This window comes from Thalassolituus marinus (assembly GCF_020320395.1).
GTDB classification, from domain to species: Bacteria; Pseudomonadota; Gammaproteobacteria; order Pseudomonadales; family Oceanobacteraceae; genus Venatoribacter; species Venatoribacter marinus.
On the sequence record NZ_JAEDAH010000041.1, the window covers coordinates 17,934 to 44,523 of the forward strand.

At 52.6% G+C, this 26,590-nt stretch carries 23 protein-coding genes; 11 read left to right on the forward strand and 12 right to left on the reverse strand.

Features of this window, described 5'->3' with window-relative positions:
* Window positions 1-79: 79 nt before the first annotated feature.
* The 5 genes from I9W95_RS07745 to I9W95_RS07765 all read left to right on the forward strand — a co-directional run bounded on the left by I9W95_RS07745 (window position 80) and on the right by I9W95_RS07765 (window position 7,088).
* Complete coding sequence (locus I9W95_RS07745) at window positions 80-1,216, forward strand: ABC transporter ATP-binding protein (RefSeq protein WP_225673545.1); 1,137 nt, start codon at window positions 80-82, stop codon at window positions 1,214-1,216.
* The gene (locus I9W95_RS07750; RefSeq protein ID WP_404818748.1) at window positions 1,213-2,154 is read left to right on the forward strand and encodes an ABC transporter permease subunit; all 942 of its coding nucleotides are present in this window, start codon (window positions 1,213-1,215) and stop codon (window positions 2,152-2,154) included. Before I9W95_RS07745 ends, I9W95_RS07750 begins: the two co-directional genes overlap by 4 nt.
* 10 nt (window positions 2,155-2,164) lie before the next feature.
* Window positions 2,165-2,980, forward strand: coding sequence for an ABC transporter permease subunit (locus I9W95_RS07755; protein WP_225673547.1), 816 nt, complete (start codon window positions 2,165-2,167; stop codon window positions 2,978-2,980).
* A 213-nt stretch (window positions 2,981-3,193) separates the two neighbouring features.
* On the forward strand, window positions 3,194-6,103 hold the full coding sequence (gene glnE / locus I9W95_RS07760; protein WP_225673549.1) for a bifunctional [glutamate--ammonia ligase]-adenylyl-L-tyrosine phosphorylase/[glutamate--ammonia-ligase] adenylyltransferase: 2,910 nt from the start codon (window positions 3,194-3,196) through the stop codon (window positions 6,101-6,103).
* A 55-nt stretch (window positions 6,104-6,158) separates the two neighbouring features.
* Window positions 6,159-7,088: a branched-chain amino acid transaminase gene (locus tag I9W95_RS07765; RefSeq protein ID WP_225673551.1), complete on the forward strand. Its 930-nt coding sequence runs from the start codon at window positions 6,159-6,161 to the stop codon at window positions 7,086-7,088.
* Between the two features lie 78 nt (window positions 7,089-7,166).
* On the opposite strand, the gene I9W95_RS07770 is transcribed toward I9W95_RS07765, so the two are convergent.
* A complete protein-coding gene (locus I9W95_RS07770) occupies window positions 7,167-7,796 on the reverse strand; it encodes a TetR/AcrR family transcriptional regulator (RefSeq protein WP_225673552.1) in 630 nt (209 codons plus the stop codon).
* Window positions 7,797-7,879: 83 nt separating this feature from the next.
* A complete protein-coding gene (locus I9W95_RS07775; RefSeq protein ID WP_318653600.1) occupies window positions 7,880-9,157 on the reverse strand; it encodes an NAD(P)/FAD-dependent oxidoreductase in 1,278 nt (425 codons plus the stop codon).
* Window positions 9,158-9,451: 294 nt separating this feature from the next.
* Here I9W95_RS07775 and I9W95_RS07780 point away from each other — a divergent pair, with 294 nt between their 5' ends.
* Window positions 9,452-10,795 carry a glutamine synthetase family protein gene (locus I9W95_RS07780; RefSeq protein WP_225673557.1) on the forward strand — a complete coding sequence of 448 codons (1,344 nt, stop codon included), beginning with the start codon at window positions 9,452-9,454 and terminating at the stop codon, window positions 10,793-10,795.
* 189 nt (window positions 10,796-10,984) lie between these two features.
* Window positions 10,985-12,106: an extracellular solute-binding protein gene (locus I9W95_RS07785; protein ID WP_225673559.1), complete on the forward strand. Its 1,122-nt coding sequence runs from the start codon at window positions 10,985-10,987 to the stop codon at window positions 12,104-12,106.
* 161 nt (window positions 12,107-12,267) lie between these two features.
* On the opposite strand, the gene I9W95_RS07790 is transcribed toward I9W95_RS07785, so the two are convergent.
* The 5 genes from I9W95_RS07790 to I9W95_RS07810 form a co-directional block, all read right to left on the reverse strand.
* Window positions 12,268-12,993, reverse strand: coding sequence for a type 1 glutamine amidotransferase (locus tag I9W95_RS07790; protein ID WP_225673562.1), 726 nt, complete (start codon window positions 12,991-12,993; stop codon window positions 12,268-12,270).
* 36 nt (window positions 12,994-13,029) lie between these two features.
* Window positions 13,030-13,842, reverse strand: coding sequence for an ABC transporter permease subunit (locus tag I9W95_RS07795; RefSeq protein WP_225673564.1), 813 nt, complete (start codon window positions 13,840-13,842; stop codon window positions 13,030-13,032).
* Window positions 13,842-14,801: an ABC transporter permease subunit gene (locus I9W95_RS07800; protein ID WP_225673566.1), complete on the reverse strand. Its 960-nt coding sequence runs from the start codon at window positions 14,799-14,801 to the stop codon at window positions 13,842-13,844. Before I9W95_RS07800 ends, I9W95_RS07795 begins: the two co-directional genes overlap by 1 nt.
* A complete protein-coding gene (locus I9W95_RS07805; RefSeq protein ID WP_225673568.1) occupies window positions 14,798-15,967 on the reverse strand; it encodes an ABC transporter ATP-binding protein in 1,170 nt (389 codons plus the stop codon). The genes I9W95_RS07800 and I9W95_RS07805 overlap by 4 nt, the downstream gene beginning before the upstream one ends.
* Before the next feature lie 349 nt (window positions 15,968-16,316).
* Complete coding sequence (locus I9W95_RS07810) at window positions 16,317-17,642, reverse strand: glutamine synthetase family protein (protein WP_225673570.1); 1,326 nt, start codon at window positions 17,640-17,642, stop codon at window positions 16,317-16,319.
* A gap of 176 nt (window positions 17,643-17,818) precedes the next feature.
* On the opposite strand from I9W95_RS07810, the gene I9W95_RS07815 reads away from it, so the two are divergent.
* Complete coding sequence (locus I9W95_RS07815; protein WP_225673572.1) at window positions 17,819-18,514, forward strand: GntR family transcriptional regulator; 696 nt, start codon at window positions 17,819-17,821, stop codon at window positions 18,512-18,514.
* Window positions 18,515-18,526: 12 nt separating this feature from the next.
* Here the strand turns inward: I9W95_RS07815 and I9W95_RS07820 are convergent, their stop codons facing one another.
* From I9W95_RS07820 to I9W95_RS07830, 3 genes are all read right to left on the reverse strand, one after another.
* Complete coding sequence (locus tag I9W95_RS07820) at window positions 18,527-19,327, reverse strand: helix-turn-helix domain-containing protein (protein WP_225673574.1); 801 nt, start codon at window positions 19,325-19,327, stop codon at window positions 18,527-18,529.
* Complete coding sequence (locus I9W95_RS07825; protein ID WP_225673576.1) at window positions 19,327-20,697, reverse strand: aspartate aminotransferase family protein; 1,371 nt, start codon at window positions 20,695-20,697, stop codon at window positions 19,327-19,329. The genes I9W95_RS07820 and I9W95_RS07825 overlap by 1 nt, the downstream gene beginning before the upstream one ends.
* Before the next feature lie 115 nt (window positions 20,698-20,812).
* Complete coding sequence (locus I9W95_RS07830) at window positions 20,813-21,304, reverse strand: winged helix-turn-helix transcriptional regulator (RefSeq protein ID WP_225673577.1); 492 nt, start codon at window positions 21,302-21,304, stop codon at window positions 20,813-20,815.
* A gap of 133 nt (window positions 21,305-21,437) precedes the next feature.
* Here I9W95_RS07830 and I9W95_RS07835 point away from each other — a divergent pair, with 133 nt between their 5' ends.
* From I9W95_RS07835 to alr, 3 genes are read left to right on the forward strand one after another with little or no spacing between them, the layout of a single operon-like run.
* Window positions 21,438-22,694 carry a D-amino acid dehydrogenase gene (locus I9W95_RS07835; protein ID WP_225673579.1) on the forward strand — a complete coding sequence of 419 codons (1,257 nt, stop codon included), beginning with the start codon at window positions 21,438-21,440 and terminating at the stop codon, window positions 22,692-22,694.
* Between the two features lie 31 nt (window positions 22,695-22,725).
* Entirely contained in the window at window positions 22,726-23,109 is a 384-nt protein-coding gene (locus I9W95_RS07840) for a RidA family protein (protein WP_225673582.1), read from the forward strand.
* A gap of 10 nt (window positions 23,110-23,119) precedes the next feature.
* Complete coding sequence (alr, locus tag I9W95_RS07845) at window positions 23,120-24,229, forward strand: alanine racemase (protein ID WP_225673583.1); 1,110 nt, start codon at window positions 23,120-23,122, stop codon at window positions 24,227-24,229.
* A 108-nt stretch (window positions 24,230-24,337) separates the two neighbouring features.
* Here the strand turns inward: alr and I9W95_RS07850 are convergent, their stop codons facing one another.
* Both I9W95_RS07850 and speB read right to left on the reverse strand, forming a co-directional pair.
* Entirely contained in the window at window positions 24,338-25,426 is a 1,089-nt protein-coding gene (locus I9W95_RS07850) for a polyamine ABC transporter substrate-binding protein (RefSeq protein ID WP_225673585.1), read from the reverse strand.
* Between the two features lie 191 nt (window positions 25,427-25,617).
* On the reverse strand, window positions 25,618-26,559 hold the full coding sequence (gene speB, locus I9W95_RS07855; RefSeq protein WP_225673587.1) for an agmatinase: 942 nt from the start codon (window positions 26,557-26,559) through the stop codon (window positions 25,618-25,620).
* Window positions 26,560-26,590 lie beyond the last annotated feature (31 nt).

Below are 26,590 nucleotides of genomic sequence, written 5' to 3' on the forward strand. Positions count from 1 at the left end.
TTAAATGCAGCCTTCCTGACCCCGTCCTGCAAAGTTCGGGGTCTTTTTGTTTTTAAGCCTACTGGAGCACTCAGCACGAATGACTCAACTTCGTCCTGCATCCTCCGAGCAGTCATGGGCTGCTCCTGAAGAAGAACCGATCGTCCGTATTGAGAACGTGACGAAAACCTTCGGCTCAACCTATGCCGTTGATGACATAAGCCTGACCATTCATAAGGGCGAGTTTTTCTCGCTGCTGGGCGCTTCCGGCTGTGGCAAAACCACCCTGCTGCGTATGCTCGGCGGCTTCGAGACACCAACCTCCGGGCGCATTTATATTGATGGCCAGGATGTCACCGACGTGCCGCCTTATCTGCGCCCGATTAACATGATGTTCCAGAGCTATGCCCTGTTCCCACACATGACGGTGGAGCAGAATATTGCCTTCGGCCTGAAAGAAGAAAAGATGCCAAAAGCCCTGATTCGCGAACGCGTACAGGAAATGATGGCGCTGGTGCAGATCGGGAAACTGGCCAGCCGTAAGCCACACCAGCTGTCCGGCGGTCAGCGTCAGCGCGTGGCGCTCGCCCGCTCTCTGGCTAAGCACCCGAAAATTCTGCTGCTCGATGAACCGCTGGGTGCGCTGGATAAAAAACTGCGTGAGCATACCCAGTTCGAACTGGTGAATATTCAGGAACGCCTGGGCATCACCTTTATCATCGTCACCCACGATCAGGAAGAAGCCATGACCATGTCATCGCGTATTGCCCTGATTAATGAAGGTCGGATTGAGCAGGTCGATACTCCGCGTCGCATGTACGAATTCCCTGCGACCCGTTATGCCGCCAGCTTTATTGGTTCGGTGAACTTATTTAACGGTTACGTCGCCTCACACGAAGATGACATGGTGATTGTGCATTCCGACGACACCGCCGGCGAGCTGAAAGTGCACCACAGTCAGCCACTGACTGCCGGCATGGAAGTCACCGTAGCAATTCGTCCGGAAAAAATTACTGTGCGCGATCAGCACACAGAAGAGCCGAATGCCATTTACGGCGTGATCAAGGAAATTGCCTATCTGGGCGACGTATCGATTTATCACGTCGAACTGCCTAGCGGTAAGCGTGTGCAATTCACTCAGTCGAACATTCAGGCACTGGCCGAACAGCCGCTGACCTGGGGGCAGGAAGTAGCTCTGAGCTGGAGCGCCTACAGCTGCGGAGTACTGACCCAATGAACGGGCCGGTGAAACTGATTCCGCAAACGCCGCTGGAAAAAATGCGTAGCCTGGTTTCCGGACGTGCCGTAATTCTCGGTACGCCGTGGTTCTGGCTGGCATTGTTTTTTGTGCTGCCGTTCCTGTTTGTACTGAAAATCAGTTTGTCCGAAGCACAGCTGGCACAACCGCCCTACCTCGACTGGATTCGCGAAGTTGAAGACGGGCTGGTGACGATTCAGCTGAATTTCGGCAACTACCTGATGCTGTTTGAAGATGAACTCTACCGTGATGCACTGTGGGGTTCGTTTGAAGTAGCCAGTATTTCCACCCTCCTGTGCCTGCTGCTGGGTTACCCGATGGCTTATGCAATATCGCTGTCACCCAACCACTGGCGACTGCCGCTGCTGATGCTGATTATTCTGCCGTTCTGGACCTCATTCCTGATTCGTGTGTACGCCTGGATCGGCATATTAAAAGGCAACGGTTTGCTTAATCAGCTGCTGCTTGGCCTCGGCATTATTGATACTCCTCTGGAAATTCTGCACACCCCGGTAGCCGTTTATATCGGCGTGGTATACAGCTATCTGCCATTTTTAGTATTACCCCTGTACGCCACACTGGTACGACTGGATAACACACTACTGGAGGCTGCGGCAGATCTTGGTGCGCGCCCGTGGAAACAGTTTCTGAAAGTGACATTGCCACAATCGGTACCGGGCATACTCGCCGGTTCCATGCTGGTATTTATTCCGGTAATGGGAGAATTCGTGATTCCGGATCTGCTCGGCGGCCCGGATACGCTGATGATCGGCAAACTGATGTGGACCGAATTCTTCAGTAACAAAGACTGGCCTCTGGCATCAGCACTGGCCTCAGTGTTGTTGCTGGTACTGATTATTCCGTTCGTACTGATGCGTCATTACGAACAGAAAGTCGCCGAACGCGAACAGAAATAGGAGCAGCAGTATGTTTAAACGTTATCCATTTCTGTTCAGCGTTTTGCTATTGGGCTACGCCTTCCTGTATCTGCCCATCATCAGCCTGATTGTTTACTCCTTTAACGAAAGCCGACTGGTTACCGTATGGGGCGGTTTCAGTACCAAATGGTACGGCGAGCTGGTGAATAACGGCCCACTGCTGGATGCCGCCTGGCTGAGCATAAAAATCGGTGCCATGAATGCCACACTATCCGTTGTGCTTGGCACTCTGGCAGCATTAGCACTGGTACGTTTTCGTAATCTGCGCGGCCACCAGAGCTTAGGTGTCATGGTGACAGCACCACTGGTGATGCCGGAAATTATTATCGGCTTATCACTGCTGTTGCTGTTCGTGGCGATGGAGCAACTGATCGGCTGGCCCGCTGGTCGTGGCCAGGTCACTATCCTGCTGGCGCACGTTACCTTCTCGATGGCCTATGTCACCGTGATTGTACAAAGCCGCTTAGCACACATGGATCGCTCGATTGAAGAAGCCGCACTCGATCTGGGCGCCCGCCCGGTTAAAGTATTCTTCAGGATTACCCTGCCAATGATTGCCCCGGCATTAATGGCGGGCTGGCTGCTGGCCTTTACCCTGTCTATGGATGACCTGGTAATCGCCAGCTTCGTCTCCGGGCCGGGTTCAACCACCTTGCCAATGGTGGTGTATTCCAGTGTGCGGCTGGGGGTAAGTCCTCAGATCAACGCCCTGGCAACCATTATTATTGGCGTGGTCGCGATGGCGGTACTGATTGCCGGCGTGGTGTTGTATCGCAAGGAAATGCGTAAGCAGCAGGAAGGCTGAACAAACTGCTGCCAGCTTCGTTCAAGCTGGCAGCAGCAGGAATAAGCCCCCTCAATCCAGAATGAGCACCACTCTCCACCGAAAGGAAAAATCCGGTTTAATATCTCTGCGCTTGCATTAAACACCGCTCAATATTCCTTTGACCCAACCCCCTACTCTTCTTCGCCAAACCCGCTAAAGTAGTGGGATAGCAAACAAGGAGAGCAGGAACCCATGCTGCCGCCATCCCTTCAGCAACACTGGCAAAAAACTTCCACCGCACTGAGCGAAGACGGTGCCCGCCACGGCTTCGACTGGCCGGCCTTATGGCAAGGCCTTAGCGAAGAGCAGCAGCAACAGGCACAGAAAGTTCTGACCATCAGTCACTATGTGGCCGATGCGCTGCCACGCGAGGCAGAGTGGTTCAGCAATGCATTACTCAGCAGCGCCTTTCACCAGCCACTGTTGCGCAGCACTATCAGTGGCTGGCTGGATGAGCTGGCGGCTAATGTCAGCAGTGAGGATGACTGGGCCAAAGCGCTGAGATTATTACGACGTCGCTGCATGGTGCACATTATCTGGCGTGATGTTCTGCGTCTGGCGCCAACACTGGAAACTACCCGCGCGCTGTCGGATCTCGCCGATGAATGTGTCAGCCGTTCTCTGGATTTCCTCAGTACCCTGCTGGAAGCCCGTCATGGCCAGCCTGTGGGCAAAAGCAGTGGCGACGTGCAACGTATGCTGGTGCTCGGCATGGGCAAACTCGGTGCGCATGAGCTGAACCTGAGTTCTGATATCGACCTGATTTTCACTTATCCGGAAAGCGGCGACACAACCGGGCCGAAGGTGATCACCAACCAGGAGTTCTTTATCAAGCTGGGGCAGAAGCTGATTCAGGCGCTGGATAAGAACACTATTGATGGCTTTGTATTCCGTACCGATATGCGTTTGCGTCCCTATGGTCAGAGCGGGCCACTGGTAATGAATTTCGCTTCAATAGAAGAGTATTACCAGGATCAGGGGCGCGACTGGGAACGTTATGCCATGGTCAAGGCACGCATCATGAACGGTGAAAAAACGGCAGAAGGCCAGGAGCTGTTATCGATTCTGCGACCGTTTACCTATCGCGTGTATGTGGATTTCAGTGCCTTCCAGTCACTGCGCTCAATGAAAGCCATGATCAACGCCGAAGTCCGCCGGCGCGGACTGGATAACAACGTTAAACTCGGCTCCGGCGGTATCCGTGAAGTCGAATTTATCGTGCAGGCATTTCAGCTGATTCGCGGCGGTCAGGATAAAAGCCTGCAGACCCGCGAGTTGATAAAGGTTCTGGATATTCTCGCCGCCGATGGTTATCTGCCCGCTGCGGCCTGCGACGAACTGAAAGCCGCTTACCTGTTCCTGCGCGATACGGAACATGCCATTCAATGCCTGAACGATGAGCAGACACAACTGTTGCCAGACGGCGAAGAAGAGCAGGCGCGCATTGCCTGGGCCATGGGGTTCAGCGACTGGTACAGCTTCGGCGAAGCATTGGAACAACACCGCGAGAAAGTACGTCATCATTTTGCCCAGATCGTTGCCGGTGATGACGACGACGAACAACATGGCGATGTTGATACCGTCTGGCACGACCTGTGGCTGGGCGAACTGCAGGGCCAGCACGCCGATGACTTCCTGCAGCAGTTCCCCTGCGCCAACTCAGATGAGGTGCAGACCCTGCTGAGTGGTTTCCGTGATTCTCGTGCCGTACTGAAAATGCAGCAGATTGGCCGCGAACGTCTGGATGCCCTGATGCCGCGCCTGCTGCGTGAACTGTGGCAGCAACCTGAACCGAAAGTCACACTGGAGCGCGTGCTGCCGTTACTGGAAGCCGTAGTTCGCCGGACGGCGTATCTGGTGCTGCTGAAAGAAAACCCCCAGGCGTTAACTCAGCTCATTCGTCTGTGCAGCGCTTCCAGCTGGGTGGCCGCCTACATCACTCAGACTCCGCTGTTGCTGGACGAGTTGCTGAACCCGGCCACTCTCTACACCCTGCCTAGTCGCGACGAACTGGCAGAAGAGCTGCACCTGCGTCTGCTGCGCGTGGATGAACAGGACCTGGAGCAGCAGATGGAACAGCTGCGTCAGTATGTACGTGCTCACAAGCTGCGCGCCGCTGCCTGCGAAGTAATGGATGCGCTGCCACTGATGAAAATCAGTGACTACCTGACCTGGCTGGCGGAAGTCACGCTGCAGACCGTCATGGAACTGGCCTGGAAACAATCGGTGGAAAAATACGGCTACCCGCAAAATGCCGCGGGCGAAGCGGTCACCAGTCCGGAACTGATCATTGTCGGCTACGGCAAAGTGGGTGGACTGGAGCTGAGCTACAGCTCAGATCTTGATCTGGTGTTCCTCAACAACAGCTATGCCATGGGCAGCACCAACGGCGACCGCAGCCTGGATAACGGCGTGTTTTACACCCGCATGGGACAGCGCATGATTCATATCCTCAGCACTCAGACCCGCAGCGGTGATCTGTACGAAGTGGATATGCGACTGCGCCCATCCGGTAACTCCGGCATGATCGTGGCGTCGATGAAAGCGTTTGAGGAATATCAGCAGAAACATGCCTGGACCTGGGAGCATCAGGCACTGGTACGGGCGCGCGTATTGTGTGGCAGCGACAGTGCCGCGGAACAATTCCTTACGATCCGTAATGCCACTCTGGCGCAGACACGCGACCTTGGTGGATTACGTGAAGAAGTGCGAGCTATGCGCCAGAAAATGGTGGATAATCTCGGCTCCAAAGATACGAGTGGCCAACAATTTCACCTGAAGCAGGACGCCGGGGGTATTGTTGACATCGAGTTTCTGGTTCAATACGGGGTTCTGGCCTGGTCACACCAACACCCAGAGCTGCTCGACGTAACCGACAATATGCGTTTACTGGATGCGTTCGCAGCCACTGGTCTGATGAATCCACAAGATTGTCAGACACTGCAGGAAACCTACCTGACCTATCGAGCCGAAACTCACCGGCGTGCATTGCAGCAACAGAGTCTGCTACTGGATTCGGCCAGTCTTGACCGACTGGGCTTCAAAGCGCGGCGTGACGATGTGACCCGACTGTGGAAACTCTGGCTGGAGCCCGCAGACTGACGGCGGAATCCCGGCCACCCGACACTGTTATTATTCGAATTTGAGCGAGGTCCTTATGCTACCTTCCATGTCCGACCGTGATGGTCTGATCTGGCTTGACGGAGAGTTGGTTAACTGGCGTGACGCCAAAGTACACGTACTGACTCACACTTTGCACTATGGCATGGGCGTATTCGAAGGTGTGCGGGCTTATGAAACAGATCAGGGCGCGGCGATTTTCCGTCTGCAGGAACACACCGACCGTCTGTTCAATTCGGCTCACATCCTGAATATGCCAATGCCTTTCAGCAAGGCAGAGATTAACGAAGCACAGCGTGCTGCGGTTCGTGAAAACAACCTGAACAGCGCATACATCCGCCCGATGGTGTTCTTCGGTTCCGAAGGCATGGGTCTGCGTGCAGACAACCTGAAGGTTCACGTTATGGTCGCTGCCTGGGAATGGCCGGCGTACATGGGTGAAGAAGCCAAGACTCAGGGCATTAAAATCCGTACTTCCAGCTACACCCGCCACCATGTGAACATCACCATGTGTAAGGCGAAAGCAAACGGTAACTACATCAACTCTATGCTGGCGCTGCGTGAAGCGATCGACAGCGGTTGTGAAGAAGCCCTGCTGCTGGACAACGAAGGTTACGTAGCAGAAGGTTCCGGTGAGAACATTTTCCTGGTGCGCGACGGCATCATCTACACCCCGGAACTGACTTCCTGCCTGGACGGTATTACTCGCCGTACCATCATGGAGATGGCTCGTTCTCTGGGTTATGAAGTACGCGAAAAACGCATCACTCGCGATGAAGTGTACATTGCTGATGAAGCCTTCTTCACCGGTACTGCCGCAGAAGTTCTGCCAATCCGTATGCTCGATGGCCGTAGCATTGGTACTGGTAGCCGTGGCCCGGTAACCGAAAAACTGCAGAGCATGTATTTCGATACTGTCACTGGTAAAGCACCGTTCAACGCTGAATGGCTGACACTGGTTAAGTAAAGCCAGTCACGCCATCCGGCTATAAAAAAATCCGCTGCGGGCAACCTCAGCGGATTTTTTTTGCTCGGCCAGGCGATATTACTGCAGGTGATGCTGCAACCAGGTACTCATCACCATACGCAGATCATCCAGTGTTCGTCTGGCGCGCTGACCATTCTGATTAACAATCACCAGAAACGCCGCATGCGTCATCTCCAGATAAAAACGGCCCAGTCTTTCCCGTTCTTTCGGGTGGCGCTGAATCCCCATACGGCGGAAGATCTCAGCCATATGACCAATCACCATATCATCGTGACGGGTATCCAGTTCCCTTAGTTCAGGCACCGCAAACATAGCCTGTACCAGCGTCAGTACCGCCCGCTGTTTACGATACACTGCCAGATGCGTCGTCAGCATTTTATCCAGCAGCTCATCGCTATCCATACTTTCCACCGACCAACCGGCAATAGTGCCCAGCGCCTGTTCAATTTCTTCCAGCCAGCGCAATCCCAGCGCATGCAGAATGGCGTGCTTATTCGGATAGTAGTGATACAGAGAGCCAACGGAGATACCCACTCCTTTGGCGATCAGAACCGTCGTCAGATCGTCGAACCCCACCTTCTCCAGCAACTCACTGGTGACATCCAGAATAAGCCGGGTGCGCTCGCGCGAACGCCCCTGAACCGGTGCGCTGCGTGGTGCCAGATCCTGTACTTTACGGTTTTCCACTGTGCTCTCTGTACCTGTATTAAGCGTTGTAGCAACGCGCATTATAGAGTCTGAGACGCTGCGCTTACAGCACTGCAGCCGCCTCAGAACAACGAGTCACGCAGCGAGTAATAAAGCATACCAGCGACCATGCCCGGCTTACGCAGCAAGGTGCCGCCCGGAAAGGTCGGCGTCGGGAAGCGAGCAAAGACGTCAAACTGCTCCGCACTGGTGGCAATGGCATCGGCCATCAGCTTACCGCCCAGTGTCGCCAGAGCAACACCATGACCGGAGTATCCCTGAGCAACAAACAGTTGCGGGTCCAGTCGTTCAAAGTGCGGCATTCGGTTCAGTGTGATGGCTAGCTGGCCACCCCAGCCATAATCAATCTTCACATCTTTCAGAAACGGATAACGCTTCAGCATCGGTCCGCGAGCATAGGCACCTATGTCGGCCGGCATGCGCCCGGTATAGGTTTCACGCCCCCCCCAGAGCAGGCGCTTATCGCCGGAGATGCGAAAGTAATTCACCGAAAACTTAGAGTCAGCAACCGCCACATCATCGCGGTTAATACGGCGAATCAGCTCGTCCGGCAGCGGCTCGGTAGCCAGCATCAGACTCTTGATTGGCATAATTTTTCCGGCGATGCGCGGCTCAAGGTTCCCCAGATAGCCATTGCAGGCAAGCAGGATATAACGACTGCGCACACGCCCCTGAGCCGTCTTCACCTCACACTGATCACCGCTGGTGTAACCAGTAACAGCGCTGTTTTCATAAATAACAGCACCAGCTTTCTGTGCCGCACCGGCCAGCCCCAGCGCATAATTAAGTGGGTGCAAATGCACAGCATCAGTCCAGAGCTTACCGCCAAAATAACGGTCAGTGCCCAGCATTTCCTGCACCTGATCAGTACTCAGATGACGAATACCCTCATAGTTCAGCTTGTCCTGCATATAAGTCGCAGAATCATGTATCCAGGAAACATCGCCCGGCTTGGCGGCCACATAGGCAATACCCTGCTTCAGATCGCAATCAATCTGATGCTCAGTAATCAGATCTTTTACCAGCTCAACCGAATCCAGCGACAACTGCCACAGAGCATCGGCATCCTGCTTACCGACCTTCGCCTGCAACTCCTCGTGGTCTTTGTTATGACCCGGGCAAACCTGACCGCCATTACGCCCGGAAGCGCCCCAGCCCACACGTTGCGATTCAAGAACCGCCACCCGATAGCCACGCTGAGCCAGGTGCAGGGCAGCGGACAACCCTGTGTAGCCTGCACCCACAATACAGACATCGGTTTCCACATCGCCTTGCAGCTGCCCGAATGACACACCCGCATTGGCGCTGGCGACATAATAAGAAGGCTCATAACCGGACATATTCATTTCCAGACTCCGATAACAACTACCCGACAAAGGCCAAAGCACGGCACTTTGCCAATTCATAACCCGAATGATAATTCGGGTTTAAGAAATGATAAAGGTAACATTCCCGCCATTCTGACCCGATTCTTACATTGATTTAAAACAAGCCTTTTCATAATCTAGAACCGAATGATACTTCGGGTTACGAATCCAGCCCGGTTATTGTGAAGGCGTTCGCAAAAGTATCTGCCTATAAATGAATAGGCTATATAAATACGATTTCTTAGCGCTAAAAAGCACAGGTGACTTATGGAAGCCGTCGAAAGGTTTCTTAAAGAACACAACATCACAGAAGTAGAATCCACCCTGCCAGATCTGACAGGTAATGCCCGCGGCAAATTCTACCCAACCAAAAAATTCCTGGCCGAAAAAGGTGGCCGTCTGCCTGAAAGTGTTCTGGTGCAGACAGTAACCGGAGAATGGGCCGACAATCACTACGAGCTGGTCGATCCCAGCGATCGGGATATGCATCTGCGTCCGGACCCGGCGACCCTTCGCCTGGTACCCTGGACCGACGAACCAACCGCTCAGGTGATCAACGACTGCTATACCGCCGATGGCCTGCTGCATCCGCTGTCCAGCCGAACAGTTCTGCGGCGGGTATTGAATCTGTTTGAGAAAGAAGGGCTGAAGCCTGTGATTGCTCCGGAAATGGAGTTCTACCTGATTCAGAAAAATAACGATCCTGACTACGAACTGAAACCTGCGACCGGACGCTCCGGCCGTCAGGAGAGCGCGCGTCAGTCGTACAGTATTGATGCGGTGAACGAGTTCAATCCTTTTATCGATACGCTGTACAACTACTGCGAAGCTCAGGGATTGGATGTCGACACTCTGATCCACGAACAGGGAGCCGCGCAGATGGAAATCAACTTTCTGCACGGCGATCCGCTGAACCTCGCAGATCAGGTTTATTTCTTTAAACGTACACTGCGTGAAGCTGCGTTTAAGCACGGTATCTATGCCACCTTTATGGCTAAACCGATGCAGAATGAACCCGGCAGCGCCATGCATATTCACCAGAGTATTATCGACGTTAAGTCTGGTAAGAATATCTTTGCCAGCGAAGAAGGTAACTTCAGCGAGAAATTCCATAATTATCTTGGTGGACTGCAGAAATACATTCCAAGTGCGATCAGTTTTTTTGCACCAAATGTGAATTCCTATCGTCGTTTTGCACCAGATAATGCCGCTCCCATCAATATGAAATGGGGAATCGATAATCGCACCGCAGGTTTGCGTATTCCTGAATCCGATCCGGCAGGCACCCGTATCGAAAACCGCTTCCCGGGATCAGACTGCAACCCATATCTGGCCATCGCTGCAAGCCTTGCCTGTGGCTACCTTGGTATTAAAAACAGCCTTCAACCGACAAAACCGACATACGATGCCGCTGCAGAAGACGGAGATACCGTAGAGTTGGCACGTACTTTGGAAGAAGGATTACGATTACTGGAAGACTGCCCTGAGCTGCGTGACATTATGGGTTCAGACTTTGTTGACGCTTATATTGGTGTTAAACGTGCAGAGTTTGAAACCTTCCATCGTGTTATCAGTTCCTGGGAGCGGGAATATCTTCTGCTGAACGTTTAAAGAAGATTATATGGGCCAGCGATGGCCCATAGTTGCCGTTAATATATCGGCCACCTGACGCTTTTCCAGCTGGATATCTACCTGTTGTTAGCAGAGAAAATGAATTCGGAGCAAGTCTGCTTCGTGCTCTTCTGTTGCCGCCAACAGACATAAGTTTTGATAACGAGAAAACCCGATGAGGAAAGAGCAATGAAAAAATCATGGACAAAACGTCTGACGTTTTCTGCTTCACTACTGGCACTTGGCGTCGCCGGCTATGCGCCAGCGGGGCAGGCTGAAGAAGAGTTAAAATTCTATAACTGGTCTGACTATATAGCCGAAGATACCGTTCCGGTATTCGAAGAAAAAACCGGTATTAAAGTTACCAACGATGTTTTCGATAGCAACGAAGTGCTGGAAGCGAAACTGCTCGCAGGAAGCTCTGGTTATGATCTGGTAGTACCTACCGCCCACTTTATGGGCCGTCAGATTAAAGCAGGTGTATTCCAGCCTCTGGATATGTCTAAACTGCCAAACTACAAATATCTCGATAAAGATCTGATGTCTTTCCTCGCTGCCGTTGATCCGGGTAACAAATACGGCGTACCTTATCTTTGGGGAACCACGGGTATCGGTTACAACGTGGAAATGGTTAAGAAGGTTCTGGGAGAAGACGCTCCGGTAAACAGCTGGGATCTGGTATTCAAACCTGAAAACCTGAAAAAACTGGCCGAGTGCGGTGTTAACTTCCTCGATTCTGCCGACGAAATCTACCCACTGATTATGCACTACGTTGGCATTGACCCTAACAGTGACAAAGTAGCGGACTACAAGTCTGATTCAAAAGCAGCTGCTCTGTTAAAAGAACTGCGTCCATTCATTACCCAGTTCCACTCTTCACAGTACATTAACGGCCTGGCGAATGGTGATATCTGTGTCGCAGTTGGCTGGTCAGGCGATGTACTGATGGCTCAGGACCGTGCAGCAGAAGCTGAAAACGGCATTGAAATTGAATACGTTATTCCGGAAGAAGGTACTCAGATCTGGTTCGACATGCTGGCGATTCCAGCGGATGCGAAGAATGTTGATGCCGCTCATACCTTCATCAACTACCTGCTTGAACCTAAAGTCATCGCAGATGTTTCCAACTATGTTGCTTACGCCAACCCAAACCCGGCATCAGCTGAGTTCCAGGATGAGGAAGTAACCAATAACCCTGGTGTATACCCAAGCGATGAAGTGAAAAAGCGTCTGTTCCCAAGCAAACTGCGTGGTCAGAAAATCGACCGTGTAATGACCCGTATGTGGACAGATGTAAAAACCGGGCGTTAATTCAGCACGGTTAATCCGCTTTTAAGCCCGGCACAGTGCCGGGCTTTTTTTTCATTTGAAGTCGGACGTCGGACGTCGGACGTCGGGCTTCGTATACCCCAGCCACAAAAAAGCCAGTGTCTGCTAAGCAGTACACTGGCTCGTTTATATCAATACCAGACTCAGAGTTCGCCTTGCAGGCAAGCCGCCATCCAGCCGCCGATAAGGTCACTATCGGGCAACGGGCTATCACTGCTAACGGTGGTAAGTGCCTGATCGGTTAATTGCTCGGGCAATACCGAACCTTTACGCGATTGCAGCAGTGCCTGTTCGAATTCCTGACTGAATTCCGGATGTGCCTGCACTGTCAGAATACGATTGCCATAACGCAGACCAGCAAAACGGCAGAAATCGGAACTGGCGAATACTTCAGCCTGTTCCGGTTTTACCGTCACCTGATCCTGATGAATGGCATTCAGGCAAAAGCTGGCTGGTGCAACATGTGCAGTTTTGGTTAAAGGGCTCTGTACAATCTGATAATCCTGCAGACCCAGTCCCCAACCACCGCTGTATTTTTCCACCTTACCGCCCAGCGCCTGAGCAATAATCTGATGGCCAAAGCAAATGCCGATCAGGGGTTTTTCCGCGTCGTTCAGTGCGCGGATAAAACCCTGCAGTTCCAGCATCCAGGGCTGATCTTCGTACACACTGAATTTTGACCCGGTAATCCCCCAACCATCACACTCGTCGATGCTCTGCGGGAAATTTCCGTCGCGCACGTCGTAAACCTGATAACTGAAGTCACTGCCACTGCGATCAAGCAGGCCCATCATCATACCGGCGTATGTATCGTACTGCGCTGTCAGCTCTTCCGGTGTGGTACCGGCGGCCAGAATACCTATTTTCATTGTCTGTCCTGAGGCAGGCACTGCCTGCCATTGCACTTATTCTTCGACGCGGGATTTTTCTGTGCGACGTAATTGCAGCATAGCGACAACCACGCCAACTGCCACCACGGCAATCATCAACGTTGCCAGCGCATTAATTTCCGGCGTAATACCCAGACGTACTTTCGAGAAGATCACCATCGGTAATGTACTGTCTCCGGGGCCTGCGACAAAGCTGGCGATAACCAGATCATCCAGTGACAGAGTGAACGACAGTAACCAGCCGGAAATAATGGCCGGCGCGATCAGTGGCAGGGTCACCAGAAAAAACAGTGTCGACGGCTTCGCGCCAAGGTCCATCGCTGCTTCTTCAAGTGATTCGTCCATATCACTCAAACGTGATTGTACGATCACCGCCACGTAAGCCATGCAGAAGGTGGTGTGGGCAATAATAATGGTCAGTGTGCCACGCCCTGCTGGCCAGCCAAACATACTTTCCATGGCAACAAACAGCAGCAGCAGTGAAAGACCTGTGATCACCTCCGGCATTACCAGCGGCGCTGAAATCCAACCCGACAGCAGCATCTTGCCACGAAATCGGCCCATACGGGTCAGAGCAAAGCCAGCCATCGTACCAAGCACAACCGCCAGACAGGCACTGATAAAGGCAATTTTGATACTGAGCATGGCAGCGTCCATGATCTGGTCATTTTTGAACAGTTCGACGTACCACTGCCACGACCAGCCACCCCAGACGGTGACCAGTTTGGATTTATTAAAGCTGTAAATAATCAGTGAGATAATCGGGATATAGAGAAAGATAAATCCCAGCGTCGCACTGATATTGAGAAAATAAGAACGTCTTTGCATCAGATGGACTCCTTATTTCCGACCCGGTTGCGCAGGAACATAATCGGCAGTACCAGTACCACCAGCATAACGATGGCTACCGCCGATGCCATAGGCCAGTTACGGTTGAGTGAGAACTCATCCCACAGTACCCGACCAATCATCAGAGTATCCGATCCACCCAGCAACGCCGGAATTACGTATTCGCCAACCACAGGAATAAATACCAGCAGACAACCCGCGACAATACCGGGCATAGCCAGCGGTACGGTTACCAGAAAGAAGCTCTGAATCGGATGGCAGCCAAGATCTTCAGCGGCTTCGATCAGAGTCAGATCCATTTTTTCCAGCACCGCGTATAACGGCAGAATCATGAACGGCAGATAGGTGTAGACAATACCGACATACACAGCAAAATCGGTTTGCAGCATACGTACCGGCTCGTCAATCATGCCCAGCGCCATCAGCATATCGTTTACCACGCCATTCTTTTTCAGCAACGCCATCCACGCATAAACGCGCAACAGGAAGGATGTCCAGAACGGCAGTATCACCAGCGACAGCAGAATCAGACGCTTACTGCCCTGACTACGGGCAATCAGATACGCCATCGGAAAGCCGACAATCAGGGTAATAATGGTGGAAATCGCCGCGATTTTTATCGAGCTGAGATAGGCATCGAGGTAGAAACTGTCTTCAATCAGATAGGCGTAATTACCCAGATACAGGGTCAGCGTGGCGTAGGCTTCGTCAGCATCCCAGGTAAACAGCGAGGTATAGGGTGGGATGGCAATATCCGATTCTGAAAAGGAGATTTTGAACACCACAAGAAACGGAATAAAAAAGAAAACGGCCAACCAGAAGAAGGGGATGGAAATTACCGCTTTGCGTCCGGGGTTAAAGGCAGCAAAGCGATTAAACGTCAGATTTCGTCGGGCCAGTATGCGCCCGACCAGAGCATAGCCAGGTAGTTTACTCATACGGTCAGTACCACGCTGCTGTCGATGTCCCAATGCAGGTATACGCGATCTTCCCAGGTAAAACGCGCACCCATGTCACGGGCAAAGTTCGGTTGCGTAACCCGGATCTCTTTACCGCTGTTAAGTCGCACCCGGAAGACCGACAGACTGCCCATGTATGCGATATCCTCAATCACGCCCTGCATACAGTTTTCTGTTTGCTCCGGAGCGTGATGGCTGATCTGAATTTTTTCCGGGCGTAACGCTACATGAACGGTCTGATTTGGTGCACAGCTGATGCCGTGATTCACATGCAGAATACAACCGGCGTCGGCCGACTGAATTTTCACCTCATCGGCTTCATCGACAATCACCTGACCTTCGAGCAGATTCACCGAACCAATAAATTGCGCGACATAACGACTGCCAGGGTATTCGTAAATGTCATGTGGCTCACCCACCTGAACCACTTCACCGTTGTTCATCACACCAATACGGGTCGCCAGCGTCATGGCTTCTTCCTGATCGTGGGTTACCACGATAAAGGTCACGCCCAGCTCATCCTGAATATTCATCAGCTCAAACTGAGTTTCTTCCCGCAGCTTTTTATCCAGCGCCCCCAGCGGCTCATCCAGCAACAGCAATTTCGGGCGCTTCACCAGTGAACGGGCCAGAGCCACACGCTGACGCTGCCCACCGGACAACTGATGCGGCTTACGCCTGGCCAGATGCCCCATCTGCACCATATCGAGAATATCCTTCACTCTGCGCTTCACATCGGCTTCTGCCATGCCTTCGCGACGCAGACCGAAGCCTACGTTGTTTTCCACTGTCAGATGTGGGAACAGCGCGTAGGACTGGAACATCATGTTTACCGGTCGATTCCACGGCGGAATACCGGCCATATCGACACCATCAATCAGGATGCGGCCTGAGGTTGGCTGTTCGAAACCGGCGAGCATGCGCAACAGCGTACTCTTGCCCGAACCGGAACCACCCAGCAGGCAGAACAATTCGCGCTTGTAGATATTCAGACTGATGTTATCCACCGCAGTGAAGTCATCAAATTTCTTGGTAATGCCATCAAACACCACAAAGGGTGTTGCATCCGGGTCGCGCCACAGCTCCGGAGCAGGTTTGGTCAGAGGGTTGTAGTTCGGCCGGGATGCCTTATCAGATGCTGTCATACGCTTGCTGCCAAAAAGTGCGGGTAAAACCCGGTGTATTCTGTGCGCCTGTCGATGGTGCCGACTGCGCCTGTTATGAATTCTTCAGCAAAGGCTGTTCCACCCTGCAGAGAACTTATGATCGCTGAGGTTACGCTAAGAAAAACGGTCGATCTTTCCCATACCCCCCGGAGGGTAGGCACTTCAGGTCAGTAACAACTGAGCAACAGAAAGTCAGGTAAGTACCCGTGAGAGCCACGAAAAACGTGGCCTGCAGTGAGGCAGAGCGGAGTAACAGAGGCAGAAAAAAGAAAGCCCGGAATTTCTCCGGGCTGACAAAGCGGTCATTGTAAAAGGCGCTCAATAGTCCTTACAAAAGACCCAGGTAAGACTCGTATTCAATATCTGAAATACGCTTGAAGAGTATCTTCATTTCATGGCGTTTGACTGCGCACAGCACGTCGACAAACTCGTCGCCCAGATACTGGCGCAACGGCTTACTCAGATCGAGCAGATCGATAGCATCATCCCAGTTCCATGGCAGGCGACTGTTTTCATTGCATACCGTGTAGGCGTCACCTTCCGTCGGTGCTGGCGCCTGCATGAAGTTTTCCATGCCATACAAAGCACCGGCCAGCACACCGGCCAGCACCAGATACGGGTTAGCATCGGCACCGGACACGCGGTGCTCTACGCGACGCGCTTCCGGCTCGCTTTCCGGCACCCGTACCGCAGCAGTGCGGTTCTCATAACCCCAGCAAGCGTACACAGGGGCGTGAGAGCCATCCTGGAAGCGATGGTAGGAGTTCAGGTGCGGGGCGAACAACAACATGCTTTCCGGCATCAGCTTCAGCATCCCGGCAATGGCCTGCTGTAGCATGATGGTGCCTTCGTCACCGCCGTTGTCGAACAGGTTATTACCATCCTTATCGACCATGCTGAAATGCACGTGGAAACCGTTACCTGAGTGCTCGGCGTAAGGCTTAGCCATAAAGGTCGCGGTGTAGTTGTACTTACGGGCAATGCCTTTCAGCATGCGCTTGAACCACACCGCCTGATCAGCCGCATTCAGTGGATCGGACACGTGCTTGAGGTTAATTTCAAACTGACCCGGGCCCAGTTCAGAAATGATGGTGTCAGCCAGTACCCCCTGCTCTTCACAGCAAGCGCGCACAGCAGCAAAGAAGGATTCCAGACCGTCCACGTCTTCAATCGAGTAGGCATCCTTGGTATTCAGGCGGCGACCATGGCCGCGATCCAGTACCGGCGGACGCGGGCGCTGAACTTCTTCGGAATCACCATCCATCAGATAGAATTCCAGCTCGGTCGCCATCACCGGATACCAGCCATGGGCATGATATTTTTCCAGAATGCTCTTCAGCACCTGACGCGGATCCGCACCAAAAGGTGAGCCATCGGGGTTGCTCATCATCGCATGCAACTGATGACGCGGTAATTCGGCCCAGGGAACGCGCACCGGGGCATCCTGAATCGGCATACAAATGCCATCATTGTCACCCGTTTCGAACACCAGGCCATTGTCGGCAACGTCGTCGCCCCAGAAATCCAGACCGACCACTGAGCGAGGCAATTTAATCCCTTCTTCCATGGTCTTTTCTAAAGAGCTGCCCAGCAGGCGCTTACCTCGCAGGTTGCCGTTCAGATCAACAATAAACAAATCAAAATCGTTATCCATTGGAGCACCAGATAGGGCCGTGTTTACACATTTCAAACCGGCCTGTTAATTCTTAAAAACCCCTCAGGAAAGCGCTGAGAGTGGTATGACATACCCTGTTCGCTATATCTTTCGATTGTGATCACAAATATGATGGATCGCAATCCTGTTTAAACCTTTATGACGAAACCCGGGATATGGATAAGTATTCGCCCATTACCATCACACTAGACCAACGTTCCGATGCTGTAACTATCACTCAGTGGGTGTACAGCACATTACGCCGTGCAGTGATGCTTGGACAGATCCCTCCGGGCCGTGCATTAACCATTCGCGAGCTGGCGGCTTTACTGGACGTTTCGCCCATGCCGATACGCGAAGCCCTGCGTCAGTTGTCTGCGGAGGGTGCTCTGGAAATCAAAGGCAACCGCCGGGTTATGGTGCCGGATATGACACCGGTTAAATTCAGTGAGCTGGTCGACGCCCGCATCGCGCTGGAACCCGCTGCGGCGGCTAAAGCCCTGCCCTATATCAACAGTGAGCGGGTTGCGCTTCTGCGCAGCCTGGACGCCCGTATCGACGAAGCAGAGGCCGCTGGCGATGCCGAGGCCGTTACTCACTGGAACCAGGAATTTCATCGGGCAATTTATACATCTAACCCACATCAGGTGACCTTGCCATTGATCGAAAGTCTGTGGTTACAGCTGGCGCCCTTTATGCGCCGCTCCGCCGAAAGTCTTGATGAGTACTACCAGATCGACCGCCATCAGGAAGCACTGGAAGCCATTCTGCGCAACGATCCTGCCGCGTTACAGCTGGCCATCGCTGCCGATATTCGTGATGGCTGTGCCTTCGCTCAGACGCCAGCCAAACTGCAGAAATTGTTACGCTGACCAACGTTAAGGTCAGGCAACAATACGCATTTCCATTTCACTCAGATGATTGAGGAACAGGGTAAAAATTTCACTCTGCTGTGAGGTATTCAGCCGCGCATGAATATTTTTCCGATGCACTTTCACTGTTCCCACACTGATACTCAGCTGACTGGCAATCGACTGCGAGCTGTGCCCCTGCAGAATCAGAGCGGTAATTTCCTGCTCACGACGCGTCAGTACACCACGACCGAATGTGCGCAGCGCCTGAGTAAGAGTGCTGCGACTACGGTCCTGCGGCAGAAAATCGTCGGCGTTGGAAATCCAGAACTGACGAATCAGTGAACACAACATGGGGAAATAGCCCTGCAGTTTATTCAGTTCTGCACGGGTAATACTGCCCAGTGATGACTTACGTCCCAGCGACAAAGTGAAGTAGCAATCTTCTTCCAGTTCCGTCACCAGGTTAATTTCATCAATGAGATCAAACGACTGATAGCAGCTGTGAAAATATTCACTGTGCATAAAGGAATCCGGCGCAATTGCGCTGAGGCGGAACACACCTTCAGCGGCCCCCTTCTGCAGCACGTTATACACAGGATCGAGTAAATAACTTTTGCTCAGATAAGTATCCAGGGCCGGGCTGATGTCGTCACTTTCGGTATACACCAGCGCCGGCGCCGTTCCCTGCTTAAACACCACCATCAGGCAGGTATCGAACAGACACACAGAAGACAGAAAATCAGCCAGCTCTTTCGGGAAACTGGCCATACGCAGGTGATCGATCAGACCGGCCAGCTGACGCGACGATTTAACTTCGGTGGATTCAGCCATCAGATCACCCCCATGTCCTGCACTGTTTTTAACGTCAGATCGAGACAGTGACGGGCTTTCAGGAACAGCTCATCCAGCTCCGCTTCGGTGATGACCAGCGGCGGCGACAGAATCATACGACTGCCGGTGGCACGCATAATCAAACCGTTCTCGAAACAGTGATCACGACAGATCATGCCGATATCAATATCCGCCGGAAACGGAGTTTTAGTGGCCTTATCCATCATCAGCGCCATGCCCGCGACCAGACCTTTTTTATCGATATGGCCAACCAGCGGATGGTCCGCCAGCTCCGCCAGCTTCTGCTGGAAATACGGCGCAATGACATCACGCACACGCTCAACGATGTTTTCCTGCTGCATGATTTCGATGGTTTTTAACGCCACCGCCGCCGCAACCGGATGACCGGAATAGGTGAAGCCGTGGTTAAAATCTTCATCGTGATCAATCAGTGCATTGGCCACACGATCACCGACCGCCACTGCGGCAATCGGCAGATAACCGGACGACAGGCCCTTGGCCATGGAAATCATATCCGGCTCAATGCCGTAGGTCTGACTACCGAACCAGTTACCGGTACGGCCAAAGCCACAAATCACCTCATCCGCGACCAGCAGAATGTCGTACTTGCGACAGATACGCTGAATTTCAGGCCAGTAGGTTTCCGGCGGCACAATCACACCACCCGCCCCCTGAATCGGTTCGCCGATAAATGCCGCTACATTATCGGGGCCGACCTGCAGAATTTTTTCTTCCAGCGCACGGGCACAAGCCAGACCAAATTCGTCTTCACTCATGTCGCCGCCTTCGCCATACCAGTAAGGCTGGCGAATACGCTCAATACCCGGCACCAGAGGCGCGCCCTGCTTATGCATACCACCCATACCGCCAAGGCTGGCCCCAGCCAGTGTACTGCCGTGGTAGGCATTCTCACGGGCAATAAGGATGTTGCGATAGGGTTTACCCTTGATCGCCCAGTAATGACGCGCCAGACGCATAATGGTGTCGATCGCTTCGGAGCCGGAGTTGGCAAAGAAAATATGATTGAGGTCGCCCGGCGTCACCTCGGCAATGGCTTTTGCCAGTGCTGCTGCCGGACCATGAGTGGTCTGGAAGAAGGTGTTGTAATACGGCAGTACCCGCATCTGTTCGTTAGCAACATCCGCCAGTTCGGTACGGCCATACCCCAGGTTTACACACCACAGACCAGCCATGCCGTCGATGATCTTCTGTCCACCTTCATCCCAGATATAGACGCCTTCGGCGCGGGTAATCACCCGGGCGCCTTTCTTATTCAGGCGGCCGCTGTTAGTGAAAGGGTGCAGGTGGTGCAGGGCATCCTCGTGCTGAATCGCTGACTGTGGGCTCATGGCACACTCCGGTAGAGTATTCAAAATGTGATCACAATTCTGTGATCACAAAATGCTTTGTGCAATAGCAGGACAGACAATGGCCCGGATTGTCAGCTTTGCTATTCAGGCCAGATCAGCCTTTTCGGTACTCCACCGGTAATTCCAGACTTTCCTTAACTTCTTCCATAACAATGTAGCTCTTGGAGTTTTTCACCCCCGGCAATGTCAGCAGCATATCGCCCAGCAACGCGCGGTACTCCGACATGCCATTAATGCGCGCTTTAATCAGATAGTCAGCATCACCCGATACCAGATGGCACTCCAGGATATAGGGCAGCTGCCTGACGGCTTCGCTGAATTTCATAAAGGCATCAGGAGACTGGTAAGACAATGATATTTCGACAAAAACCAGCATGTTGTAGCCCAGTTTTTCGGGATCCAGATGGGCATGATAACCGGTGATATAGCCCTCTTTTTCCAATCGTTTCACCCGCTCTATACAAGGGGTTGAGCTCAGCCCGACTTTATCCGCCAGATCAACATAACTGATGCGACCATCACGCTGCAGGGCACGCAGGATGCTTATGTCCAGTTTGTCCAGAGGCCGTTTTTTAGCATAACTCATAAAAGTTAAATCCACTTTTTAAAAATAATTTCCCAGTTTTTTACGCTTTTTAATTAAAAACTTCAAAGCTTTCCTCTGGCAAAAAACACCTAGACTGGTGATATCTGATTCTGAACTTTTTCCTGAGGCACGTATGAAAATTCTGGTTCTTGGCAGCGGTGTTATCGGCGTTACCAGCGCCTGGTATCTGGCAAAGGCCGGACATGAGGTCACGGTTGTCGATCGTCTGGAAACGCCAGCGACGGAAGCCAGCTACGCCAATGCCGGTATGCTGTCTTTCGACTATTCCACGCCATGGGGTTCGGCCGATGTCCCACTGAAAGTTATGAAGTGGATGCTGCAGGATATTTCACCGCTGTATTTCAGCCTGAAAGATTTTGATGCCAACACCCTGCGTTTCATGACCCGCATGCTGGGGCAGTGCAACACCCGCGCCTTTGATATCAACAAGGAACGTATGCTTCGTGTAGCACGCTACAGCGCACAGTGCTTCCGTGAACTGAACAATGAAGTATCACTGGATTACGACCTGCGCATGAAAGGCACACTGGAGGTGTTCCGCAGCCAGAAGGAAATGGATGCTGCCAGTGGCGACATCGCTATTCTGCAACGCTGTCAGGTTCCCCACAAACTGGTCGATGTAGCCGAATGCATTGAACGGGAACCAGCGCTGGCCAACGTCCGCGAGAAAATCGTTGGCGGCTTATTTCTGCCCGGCGATGGCACCGGCGACTGCTACAAGTTCACCAACGGTCTGGCAGAAGAATGCCGCAAGCTGGGTGTCACCTTTCTGATGGAAACGGATATTCAGTCGATTGAAACCGCCAAAGGCAAAGTCACCTGCGTGAAAACCTCCGCCGGTGAATTACGCGCCGATAAATACGTGGTTGCCCTGGGCAGCTATTCGCCATTCCTACTCAGCAAAATTGGTATTCAGGTGCCGGTTTATCCGCTCAAAGGTTACTCACTAACCATGCCGATTATTGATGCCGACAAGGCACCAGTGTCCACCGTTATGGACCAGAAATACAAAGTGGCAGTAACACGCTTTGATGATCGTATCCGCGTTGGTGGCATCGCTGAAATTGCCAGCTACAACAAAGAACTCAGCGATAAACGTCGGGCAGCCATTGAATTTTCAGTACGGGATTTGTTTCCCGGTGGCGGCGATGTTGAAGCCGCAGAATTCTGGACCGGCCTGCGCCCCATGACACCTGACAGCGTGCCGGTACTGGGCGAAACCCGCTACGACAATTTAATTCTTAACACCGGCCACGGCACCCTTGGCTGGACCATGTCGCTGGGCGCATCAAAATTCGTTGCTGACATTGTCAGTGGCAACACCCCCGATATCGACCCTGCCGGGCTGTCTGTCGCGCGCTACGGCTGAATCCACCCCGCATTTATTCAGGAGACATCTTATGACTGAAAAAACCATCATCGCCACTGCCAATGCACCCGCAGCCATCGGCACTTATTCTCAGGCCGTTAAAGTCGGCAATACCGTTTATTTCTCCGGCCAGATTCCACTCAACCCGCAAACAATGGAAATGGTCAGCGAATCATTCGAGGCCCAGGCAGTGCAGGTATTTAACAACCTGAAAGCGGTGGCTGAAGCCGCCGGTGGTTCACTGAATGACTTCGTTAAGATCACGGTGCTGCTGTCCGACCTGAAATACTTCGCCGAAGTGAACAGCATTATGACGACCTTTTTCGATGAACCTTATCCGGCCCGTGCTGCCTATGCGGTCAAGGCATTGCCAAAGGATGCCGACATTGAAATCGAAGCCATTATGGTTGTCTGAGGTAAGCACTATGGCCCGTCCTGCCACCGTTACCATTGATCTTGAAGCCATCGCCCACAATTATCGTCTGGCAAAATCGCTGGCACCGGAACAGCAGGCGCTGGCCGTTGTTAAAGCCAATGCCTATGGCCATGGCGCGGTGCCGGTGGCACGTAAACTGGAAAGCGAAGCCGATGCCTTTGCCGTTGCCTGCATCGAAGAAGCGGCCGAACTGCGCGTCGCCGGTATTCGTAAACCTATCCTGTTGCTGGAAGGGTTTTTCAGCGCCGATGAGCTGAACTATATCAGCGAACACAATCTGTGGACTGCCGTACATAATCAGCAGCAGATTGATGCCATCACCAGCGCGAGCATAAAAAAACCGCTGCATATCTGGCTGAAACTGGACACTGGCATGCATCGGCTCGGCTTCTCTGCCGCCGAATACCCTGCTGCCTGGCAACAGTTAAAAGCACTGCCACAGGTCGCCAGCATTACTCTGATGAGCCACTTCAGCAGTGCCGATGATCCGCACAGTCCGGTAACCGCAGCACAGCTGCAATGTCTGGATGATATATCGCGCCAGTGTCCTTCACCCGTCAGTATTGCCAATTCGGCTGGCACCCTGATTCACAGCAGCGCTCACCGTCAGTGGCAGCGTCCGGGGATTATGCTTTACGGCTCTTCTCCTTTTGCTGAGGGACAGGCCATTGATCAGCAACTGCGCCCGGCCATGACCCTGAGCACAGAAATTATTGCTGTGCATGACTTACAGCCCGGCGATGCGGTGGGTTACAGCGGCACCTTTGTCTGCGATAAAGCCACCCGTGTCGGCACAATTGCCATGGGCTATGCCGATGGTTACCCTCGTCAGGCGAAGACCGGCACACCGGTAATTGTTAACGGTCAGCGCACACGCATTATTGGCCGGGTATCGATGGACATGATCACCGTCGACCTGACCGGTATTAATGCCGGCATTGGTGATCCGGTTGAGTTATGGGGCAAGCAATTACTGGCCAACGAAGTAGCCCCCTGCTGCGATACCATTTCCTATACTCTGTTTACCGGTATCACCCGCCGGGTACATCATCGCTACACAGGTCAACGATCATCCGGCGGATTGCTGACGGCCGTATAGAACCATTGCAGCCAGAATCTGGTACTGAGCCTTATCCGGCTCTGATTTAAAAAACCAATAAAAAACCCCGATAAATTGCTTTATCGGGGTTTTTTATTGCCTGAATACTCAGCGTCCGGTTTTTATATTGGTCCACTCTCGGGTAAGTAGCCTGTCGAATTTCAGTGAATGGGATGCCTGAGTAAACAACTTTTCTTTTACTTCAGCACCCGGATAAATTCCCGGATTGGTCTTCACATCATCGGACAACAGCGCATCAACCTTCGTATTCGGAACGGCGAAATATACATAGTTAGAAATATCCGCTGCAGCCTGAGGGGTCAGAATAAAGTCGATAAGCTGGTATGCAGCATCAATATGACCAGCATCGGCTGGAATGGCCATCAGATCGAACCACAACAGAGTGCCTTCTTTCGGAATTGCGTAATCAATGGCAATGCCATTGCCCGCTTCTTCGGCACGACCAGCGGCCTGCAGAACATCGCCGTTATAACCCAGCGCAAGACAGATTTCGCCACTGGCCAGATCGGCAATATACCGACTGGAATGGAAATAACGATACTGAGCTGCGTTGGCTTTGAGCAGAGCAGCAGCCTGTTGCAGGCCACTTTTGCTTTCCGAATTCGGATCAAGACCGAGATAGTTCAGTGCGATACCGGTAATTTCCGCAGGCGAATCCAGAATCGCAATACCACAATCCTGTAACTTAGCTGACAGTTCCGGATTGAACACCAGATCCAGCGTGTCAGCTGGTAACTCGCCAAGACGTTTTTTAATTTCCGCAACGTTGTAGCCCAGACCAATCGTCCCCCAGGCGTACGGTACGCCAAAGCGGTTATCGGGGTCATTGATCGCTACCTTGGCCAGAAGATCGGCATCGAGATTGGCATAGTTTTTCAGACGGGATTTATCTATCTCTGCGTATACACCCGCTTTAATCTGGCGTTCAAGAAAGGAATTACTGGGCACCACCACATCAAATCCGGAGCGACCCGGCATCAGTTTAGCTTCCAGCATTTCATTGGAATCGAACACGCTGTAGTTCACTTTAATGTCTGACTCTTTCTCAAAGCGTTCGATCGCCTGAGGGTCAATGTAGTCCGACCAGTTAAACAGATTCACAATATTTTCAGCCTGAACGGCTGACGAGCAGGCTGCTGCCATAATGGCTGCAGAGAATGTTTTTCTAAGCTTCATGGTTCTTTTCTCATAGTCAGGTAAGAGCCGTCATGAAGACAAGAGAGCGTATTTTATTCGTTATATTAATGTCCGCTGAAAACGGGCCTTCCTCCGTTTTCAGCGGTCAGAGCGATGAACAACAAGAACCAGAATACGCATCAATGCATGTTCAATACGCCGTCTGATTCCTGTTCGACAAAGCCCCGATATCAGCGACTGGCGGCCAGTGCGTAAAGAAACTCCAGCGCCAGCGTGGCACCGGCCAGAGAGGTAATTTCTGCATGGTCATAGGCTGGCGCAACTTCCACCACATCCATACCTTTCAGATTCAGCCCCTGCAAACCGCGAATCACTTTCAGTGCGAAATCACTGGTAAGGCCAGCCAGTACCGGCGTTCCTGTACCCGGAGCAAACGCCGGGTCCAGTGCATCAATATCAAAGCTGACATACACCGGCTTATCACCAACGCGTTGCTTAATACGTTCCAGCGTTCCGGCCCATCCCAGGTCATTGGCTTGCGCCGCATCAATGACTTCGAACGGATGGTTCTCAGTTTCATAGGCGGTACGAATACCAATCTGAATGGAATGCTCTGTATCGAGCAGACCTTCCTGCACCGCGTGATGAAACAGCGTACCGTGATCGTAAGCGCTGCCACCGTCATAGGTGTCGGTATGAGCATCAAAATGCACCAGCGCCAGCGGGCCGTGCTTTGCTGCTACCTCGCGAATGACCGGCAGCGCGATAAAATGATCACCGCCAAATACCAGTGATGTTTTACCGCTGCCAACAATGGCTCGTACGGCCGCCTGCAGGTTGTCGACCATGGTTTGTGGTTCACCATGTTTAAAATCGACGTTGCCGGCATCTTCTACTTTCAGACGATCGTCCAGGGCAAAATCCCACGGCCAGCGCGCGCCTTCCCACACCAGGTTGGCAGACGCTGCTCGTACACCCGCAGGCCCGAAACGCGCCCCCGGGCGACCGGAGGTTGCCATGTCAAACGGTACCCCCAGCACAATGACGTCAGCGTCACTGTTGCTGATATCACGGGTTACCGGACACTGCATAAAGGTCATGCCCAGACCGGCGTAAATCGCCAGATCAGCATTGGCGGTAACGCTGTTACCGCCGGAATCTGCGCCACTCATATTCTTGCTCCTGATTGATCAGAAATGATTC